Raw genomic sequence first — 8430 nt, forward strand, 5'->3', positions numbered from 1 at the left:
ATACAGTATTATACGATTATAAACTGAATGAAACCATAATCAATTTGTGTCGTGATTATCATTTTCAAATTGATGAATGGGGAAGGCAAATGGTGCGCCACCAGCGTTAGAAACTGGTTCTAGTGGGTTCGATTCCCACCCCGAAATTTTTTAAAGATTGATATAAAAATTTCGAGGGTGGGTGCTTTTTCGTCATGCTACCCTCGTGTGAGGAGGAGTTAGTGTGTTGAAAAAACGCGACTTACACGACAGCCACGTTCTATACGAATTAATGGTGGATCCTGCTGTCTTCCCTTTTGTGCGTCAAAAGGCCTATTCTTATGAAGAATATTTATTTTTAACGAAACAAACAATCGAAGCCGAAGAGCGTGGAGAATTAATCTCACGCACAATTTTAGATGAATGGGGTAACCCCATCGGCACAATTACTTTATTTGATGTGCAAGAAAAAGCTGGATTCCTCGGAACTTGGCTTGGCAAACCATATCATGGTAAAGGATATAATAAATTGGCGAAAGATTCATTTTTTAGCGAACTTTTCTATGAATTAGATATTGAAACGATTTTTATGCGTATTCGTAAAATAAATATTCGGTCTATTAAAGCTGCCGAAAAACTACAATATGTAAATCTAGCAAACGAAACAAGAAAAGCCGTTTATGATGAAATTAACGCGCATGAAGAAGTATATAATTTATATGAAATTCCAAAAGATCAGTATACACTTGCAACAATGCGAGATACAACATTCCAAGAAGCACACCAATTAAAAGAAGCGTAATCTAAAAATTCAGAAATAACAATTAATCATTACTAGTTTGACATATATGTATATCACCCCATGTCTTTGGAAACGATAGATAGTGACTTTAGGACACGAGGTGATTTGTAATGGATAAAAAGAAACGTGATAAAGCAAAAAACACATTATCTAGTACACAAGAAGTTCTCTATCAGCGAGAATTTCGAAAAGCAGATCGTGCAGCGGGCTATCGCTCAAAAAGTATTTAAAGTGAAACTGAATAATTAGAAGGTTTCCCCCCTAATTATTCAGTTTCATTACATAAGATTTTCCAATGAATTAGCAAAAAAGGTTCCTTATTTATAAGGAACCTTTTTTGTGGACAACCTTATCCACAAAAACCGTAGAATTGTGCATAAATTACAAAAGTATTTTACGAATTCATTTATTTAAATGAATTCTAAACGTGAGAATTGTGGATAATTTTCTAAAAATTGTGGATTATGTGGATATAGCTGTTAATATTCCGATTTTACTGTCTAATGAAAGCGTAATCCTTTGTGGATAAAGTGAAACTTTAATCAGTGGGAGTTTTGTTTATCCCCACTGATTATTAGCCCTCACCAATCGGGCTTTTGCGGGATAAGTTAATAATTCACGTTTATTTTTTTTTACAACAATAAAAAAAACCCTCTTTAAATGCTTAAAAGAGGGTTTCATATTAAGTAAAAGATTCGGCAAGAACTGGTGATTTAATAGGTATATGATTCGGCTCTGCATGATTTTCTGCCAAAATTGTATCCACAATATGACCAGCTGGCTCAGGACGATAAATACTTTTCATTGCTTCTTTCATCTGAAGAAGCTTCATATCATCTTGTAATAACGCCTCTGTTTTTGCAAAAACTTCACTATCATCACGAATTACAACTGCAGCCCCTTTTTTTTCAAAATACAACGCATTTTCATTCTCTTGTCCTGGGACAGGTTTATATAAAATGACAGGTACTTGTAATGCAGCTGCTTCGCTTAATGTAATACCACCTGGCTTCGTAATCATACAAGAAGTAACACGGAACAATTCATCAATGTTTTCAACATAACCAAATACTTTTAAAGCATCAGAACCTTGTTCCTGTAGTTCCATTAAATCCTGCTTTAAAGCTTCGTTTTTCCCACAAACGACAACTACTTGTAAGTTTGGTACTGACATAAATGACTGGCATAGCTCTTTTACACTCCCTAGCACACCATGAGCACCTGCTACAATTAGTAACATCTTTTTATCCTTACATAACTGATATTTATTATATATAATTGCTGGATTTATCTTTAGCTCAAAACTGCTACGAATCGGAATCCCTGTTTCAACAATTTGTTCTGCAGGTACACCGATATCAACCATCACTTTTTTCACATGATCGGTTGCTACAAAATAACGATCTACTTCTCGATGGATCCATATTTTATGCACGCAAAAATCCGTTAATACGTTATAAACAGGAATAGAAATACCTATTTGCTTTTTCAATTCTGGTACAGCGATGATTGGAAAGGTATTAATAACAATATCCGGTTTCTCCACCTGTAATAGCGTCTTCAAACGCTTTCTCCCAAAATTCGCATACCAAGATGCTATTTTTTTATCATAAATTTTCTCTACACCATAATAAAACAAACGATATAATTCTTTTCCTACCGTATAGCTTTTTAAATATAAATATTTTGTAATATCGGTTATAACTGGATGTGATTCTCCAAACAAGTCGCATACAATTACATCTTCGATTCCTTTTTGGCGAAATGTTTGTTCTAATGTTTTTGCCACTTGCACATGACCGTTACCGTAATGTGCAGTTAATATTAAAACCTTGGGGTTTTTTATCAAACAAATCCACTCCTAGCTTTTTGTTTCTCCATATTGCATATACGACAATAGGAAAAACATTTTCCTTAAAAACTACATACTCGGATTCTAATACTTTCCTGTTAGCTATGTATCTGTCGTGGATATGCAAAGCATATAAGATTGACCCCTTAATCCTATCTGTGCTCATATCTTTACATTATACTTTCCTATAAGAGCTTTCGCAATAACTTACAAATGTTCTATATTCCATAATACTCACTCTTTTACTTCTTAATTCTTTTTACTATTTTGATTTCCCTTTACAATTATGTAAATTTCTCCGCTTATTCTTTACAAAAATATGGATATTCCCTTTTCAGTATACTCTTTTCTAAATATATACTCTAGATTTTATTATGAAGAAACAAAAAGCCTAACCAAATGTTTAGGTTAGACTGCTTGTAAAATATGTTTTGCATGTTCAACATTTTCTTCTGTCGGTGGATTCACATCCGCAAGTGGATACTTATGTCCAAGTGCCTCCCATTTATAAACACCGAGCTTATGATATGGCAGCACTTCCACTTTCTTAACATTAGATAGACTTTGAATAAAGTTTGATAATTTTTGCAAATCCTCTTCACCATCGGTAACACCGGGAACCAATACATGTCTTACCCAAATTGGTTTCTTTCTATCCGATAAATAACGAGCAAATTGTAAAATGTGTTCATTTGGTTTCCCTGTTAATTTACGATGTTTCTTTGAATCAATATGCTTCAAATCCAATAAAACTAAATCTGTATACTCCATTAAAATATCTAGCTTATTTTGGAATTCTGGTTCTTCAGAATAACAACCGCCAGAAGAATCGATTGTTGTATGGATACCAGCTTCTTTGCACTTTTTAAACAACTCAATTAAGAAGTCTAGCTGTAATAGTGGCTCTCCACCGCTAACTGTTATACCGCCTCCAGAAGCTTCAATAAATGGAAGGTAACATGTCACATCCTGCATCACTTCTTCAACTGTTATTTCTTTACCTTTACCGATTTCCCATGTATCAGCATTATGACAATATTGACAACGTAATAAACACCCTTGTGTAAATATGACATAACGAATCCCTGGGCCATCAACAGTACCACAAGACTCTACAGAATGTATTCTTCCTTTTACCATGTTACTTCCTCCTTTATTGAAACAGCCTCCCTCCGCTATATATTAAAAGCGGAGGGACACTTTTTTCACTTACATGCTTTCATGCATTGTACGGTTTATTACATCAATTTGTTGTTCACGAGTTAATTTAATAAAGTTAACAGCGTAACCAGATACACGAATTGTTAATTGTGGATATTTTTCAGGATGCTCCATTGCATCCATTAATGTTTCACGGTTAAATACGTTAATATTTAAGTGGTGTCCTTCTTTTATTGCATATCCATCAAGCATAGATACTAAGTTGCGTACTTGTACATCATCTTCTTTACCAAGTGCTTTTGGAATAATAGAGAATGTATTTGAAATACCATCTTGTGCATCTTCATATGGTAATTTAGCTACAGATAATAATGATGCTAATGCACCTTTTGTATCACGGCCATGCATTGGGTTTGCGCCCGGTGCAAATGGTTCTCCAGTACGACGTCCATCTGGAGTGTTACCAGTTTTCTTACCGTATACAACGTTAGATGTGATTGTTAAGATTGACATTGTATGAACAGAATTACGGTATGTTTTATGTTTGCGAATCTTGTTCATAAATGTTTTCACAAGATTTACTGCGATTTCATCTACACGATCATCATTGTTACCGTATTTAGGGAAATCTCCCTCAATTTCGAAATCAACTGCAATACCATTTTCATCACGAATTGGTTTTACTTGTGCATATTTAATTGCACTTAAAGAGTCTGCTACTACAGATAATCCAGCGATACCTGTTGCCATTGTACGAAGAACATTTGTATCGTGAAGTGCCATTTCAATACGTTCATAGCTATATTTATCGTGCATATAGTGAATTACATTTAATGTATTTAAGTATAGACCAGCTAACCATTCCATTGTCATATCGAATTTACGCATAACTTCTTCATAATCTAATACTTCAGAAGTAATTGGTGCGTATTCAGGACCAACTTGTGCTTTTGACTTTTCATCTTTACCACCGTTAACCGCATATAGTAATGCTTTCGCTAAGTTTGCACGTGCTCCGAAGAACTGCATTTGTTTACCAATTCTCATTGCTGATACACAACAAGCAATACCGTAGTCATCACCGTAGTCAGCACGCATAATGTCATCATTTTCGTATTGAATTGCTGATGTTTTAATAGACATTTTTGCACAGTAGTTTTTAAAGTTCTCTGGTAATTGTTTAGACCAAAGAACTGTTAAGTTTGGTTCTGGTGCTGGTCCTAAATTATCTAATGTATGCAAGAAACGGAATGAGTTTTTTGTTACTAACGGACGACCGTCTAACGCCATACCACCGATAGATTCAGTTACCCAAGTTGGATCTCCAGAGAATAGTTCATTATAATCAGGTGTTCTTGCAAATTTCACAAGACGTAATTTCATAATGAAATGGTCAACAATTTCTTGTGCTTTTTCTTCTGTTAAAGTACCATTTGCTAAATCTCTTTCAATGTAAACATCTAAGAATGTAGAGGTACGTCCAAGGCTCATTGCTGCCCCGTTTTGCTCTTTAATTGCTGCAAGATAAGCAAAGTATAACCATTGGAAGGCCTCTTGTGCATTTGTAGCTGGCTTAGAAATATCGAATCCATGAGAAGCAGCCATCTGTTTTAACTCTTGAAGTGCACGCATTTGCTCAGATAATTCTTCACGTAAACGCATTGTATCTTCGCTCATTACACCGCCAGTTAAATTATAATCAGCTTTTTTCGCTTCAATTAAATGATCTATACCATATAGCGCTACGCGGCGATAGTCACCGATAATACGTCCACGTCCATACGCATCTGGAAGACCAGTAATAACACCTGATTTACGAGCCGCTTTCATTTCTGGTGTGTATGCATCAAATACACCTTGATTATGAGTTTTACGCCAGTCTCTGAAAATCTTGCTAAGTTCTTTATCCATTTCATATCCATACGCTTCACAAGCTTGTTCTGCCATACGAATACCACCATATGGTTGTAAAGAACGTTTAAATGGTTTATCAGTTTGGAAACCGACCACTTTTTCAATATCTTTATTTAAATATCCTGGTTCATGTGATGTAATAGAAGAAACAATTTTTGTATCCATATCAAGAACGCCACCGTTTTCACGTTCCTTTGTTGTTAAATCCATTACTTGATCCCAAAGTTGTTTCGTTGCTTCAGTTGCTTCCGCTAAGAAAGAGTCTTCTCCCTCGTAAACGTTTACATTATTTAAAATGAAATCGCGAACATCAATCTCTGCTTTCCATTTTTCACCTTTAAAGTTTTCCCACGCGCTTTTTACATTTTCTAATACTTGAGTCATCCTAATCTCCTCCATTTTTGATTAGTACAGGACTACTTTTTTTATATAACAGCTTACACACTTAGAATACTACTTTTTTTCGGAAGTGGACGAAATAGTTGTGACATGTTTGTGAAATGTTGAGCAAACTACTACATACATAGTGTTAACCTCATATAAAACTCTTTAGAATTAACCCTTTCTTTAATTGTATTTTTTTGGTATTCTTATATACGAGTCCTATTTTGTAATATAAGAACGATACCATTGTAGAGCTGTAATACTCTTATCTCCTAATCTGTTATAGTTTTTATAACAGATCAAAAAAGTGTACATACGTTGTACACTTTTTTTGTTACCACTATAAAACATCTCTTTTTCTATTTCCATCGTAAAATCCACCACGACTGTTTGTTAATGCAATTAATTGCTCTAATCCTTCTATATGATCACCAATAATTCGAAGGACAGCTGGAGGATGACCTATTTTTGCGAAATGTTCACTGGGACGAATACGGTTCATCTTATCAACATCGACACGACTTACACAAGCGATTTCAAAACCTGAAAGTACAGCTTTCACTTGTGCTACACAAGGTGACAATAATGATTTATACCCTATTTCCTTCAAACAAGTACGACTAAACGCATTAGGTACAGCAATAAGAGAGCCTACTCCTAAATCTTTTCTATCACAAGCTAAATTTAATGCATATTTAAATGCTGTTACAAGATGAAGTGGTACTCTCAAATCTAAATAATGATTTAAATCATTTAATGCGACATCCGTTCCATCTGCAATAGCTTTTGCAAAGGGATATAGCTCACTAGCTGGAATAACAAAGTCACCGTCTATAAATAAAACAATTTCTCCTTTTGCAAAATAAGTTCCAAGCGAACGCCCCACATCGTTTCCAAGTGCTTCTTTATACACAATTGTTGTTGCTCCCTTGTCTTTTGCAATTGTTGCCGTTTTATCGGACGAACCATTTACAACAACGATGATTTCAAAAGGTTCAATTTTGCGAAGCTCTTCTATAACGTTTCCAATTGTTTTCTCTTCATTTTGCACAGGAATAATTACCGATAATTGCTCTCCTTTATACAAATTAGATGTAACGCCCCATCCTTGATAAAAATCTTCAAAATTTAGAGTATGATGGACACTCTCTCTTTTCCTATTTCCATCATAATATCCTCCGCGCCCATCGCTGCCTAATATCCGCTCTGCTACAGCTTCTATATGATCACCTATCATTCGTTTTTCAGATTGAGAAAGATCCGTGCCATATGCAGCATGCTCAAATGGACGAAATTTATTCGGCGTAATAACGTCAATTGCACAATGACGACTAATTCTCCATTTACTTTGTGCTAGGCGTAGATGAGCCACAATAGGATTAACAAAACATTCGTCTCCAATACTTTGCACAACTTCCTTCGTCAGCGCATGAGGTACAGATAATAAAGAATCAATTTTTAATTCTTCACGCTCTAACATTGCATTTAATATTTGGCGCCATACTGTCACGGAGTGCGGTTTTTGTTTCTTTAAAAATAATGCGTCCAAATTATTTAAAACGATGTCCGCCTGATCATGTAAAATCGGATTAAGGAATAATTGTAATTTTGAAGTTTGAATAGCAAAATCTCCATCTACAAACAGTAATACATCACCTATCGCATGTTTTGCACCAACTGCGCGTCCAACGTCGTTACCAAGTGACTCTTTATGCTGGATTACTGTACATCCTAAGCTCTCAGCAATCGCTTCTGTACCATCATTACAACCATTTGCTACTACAATAATCTCTACTGGATTCAATGGTTTTACCGATTGAACCACATCTGAAATCGTATCCACTTCATTACATACGGGAATAATAACTGATAACGACTTAGCCATTGTTTTCTTCACGAAACCATTTAATAGTTTCTTTCAATCCTTGTTCCCACGTTACTTTCGCTTGAAACTGAACAAGTTCTCTTAATTTCGTTACGTCTGGTCTTCTATTTGGAATCTCTTCAAATCCATGTGGATATACTTTCTCAAATGGAACGTGCACAATTTTGGAAATAGACTTCGTTAATTTTTTTATATCTTCCGCTACTACCCTTATATTTTTTTCATTCTCAGAACCTATATTAATAATTTCACCATTTACCTTCTCATCCATTGCACGAATTGTTGCCTCGACCGCATCACTTACATACGTAAAGCAGCGTGTCTGCTTTCCATCTCCATACACGAGAATATCGTCACCTTGCAAAGCCGCACGAATAAATCGTGGAATTACTCCTGCGTACGGACCATCTTTCGCTCTTGGACCATAAATATTAAAATAACGAACAATCGTTA

General features: G+C 35.2%; 6 protein-coding genes and 2 pseudogenes. 2 read left to right on the forward strand and 6 right to left on the reverse strand.

What is annotated here, in order from left to right; all coding sequences use genetic code 11:
• Positions 1 to 223: 223 nt before the first annotated feature.
• Both AB3X49_RS14060 and AB3X49_RS14065 read left to right on the forward strand, forming a co-directional pair.
• Positions 224 to 781 (forward strand): GNAT family N-acetyltransferase, encoded by a 558-nt coding sequence (locus AB3X49_RS14060; protein WP_002091129.1) that lies wholly within the window; start codon positions 224 to 226, stop codon positions 779 to 781.
• 110 nt (positions 782 to 891) lie between these two features.
• Positions 892 to 1011: a YfhE family protein gene (locus AB3X49_RS14065; RefSeq protein ID WP_000358484.1), complete on the forward strand. Its 120-nt coding sequence runs from the start codon at positions 892 to 894 to the stop codon at positions 1009 to 1011.
• 452 nt (positions 1012 to 1463) lie between these two features.
• Here the strand turns inward: AB3X49_RS14065 and AB3X49_RS14070 are convergent, their stop codons facing one another.
• From AB3X49_RS14070 to AB3X49_RS14095, 6 genes and pseudogenes are all read right to left on the reverse strand, one after another.
• Complete coding sequence (locus AB3X49_RS14070; RefSeq protein ID WP_002125051.1) at positions 1464 to 2630, reverse strand: diglucosyl diacylglycerol synthase; 1167 nt, start codon at positions 2628 to 2630, stop codon at positions 1464 to 1466.
• Between the two features lie 411 nt (positions 2631 to 3041).
• Entirely contained in the window at positions 3042 to 3773 is a 732-nt protein-coding gene (gene pflA / locus AB3X49_RS14075; RefSeq protein WP_044444343.1) for a pyruvate formate-lyase-activating protein, read from the reverse strand.
• Positions 3774 to 3842: 69 nt separating this feature from the next.
• Positions 3843 to 6092 carry a formate C-acetyltransferase gene (gene pflB / locus AB3X49_RS14080; RefSeq protein ID WP_002029623.1) on the reverse strand — a complete coding sequence of 750 codons (2250 nt, stop codon included), beginning with the start codon at positions 6090 to 6092 and terminating at the stop codon, positions 3843 to 3845.
• Between the two features lie 151 nt (positions 6093 to 6243).
• A pseudogene (locus AB3X49_RS14085) lies at positions 6244 to 6461 on the reverse strand (hypothetical protein).
• Positions 6433 to 7977 (reverse strand): glycosyltransferase family 2 protein, encoded by a 1545-nt coding sequence (locus AB3X49_RS14090; RefSeq protein WP_367962833.1) that lies wholly within the window; start codon positions 7975 to 7977, stop codon positions 6433 to 6435. Before AB3X49_RS14090 ends, AB3X49_RS14085 begins: the two are co-directional and overlap by 29 nt.
• A pseudogene (locus tag AB3X49_RS14095) lies at positions 7970 to 8430 on the reverse strand (UDP-N-acetyl-alpha-D-glucosaminuronate decarboxylase); the annotation flags it as partial. The gene AB3X49_RS14090 and the pseudogene AB3X49_RS14095, both read right to left, overlap by 8 nt.

This window comes from Bacillus sp. C30, from assembly GCF_040838255.1.
Lineage (GTDB): Bacteria > Bacillota > Bacilli > Bacillales > Bacillaceae_G > Bacillus_A > Bacillus_A mycoides.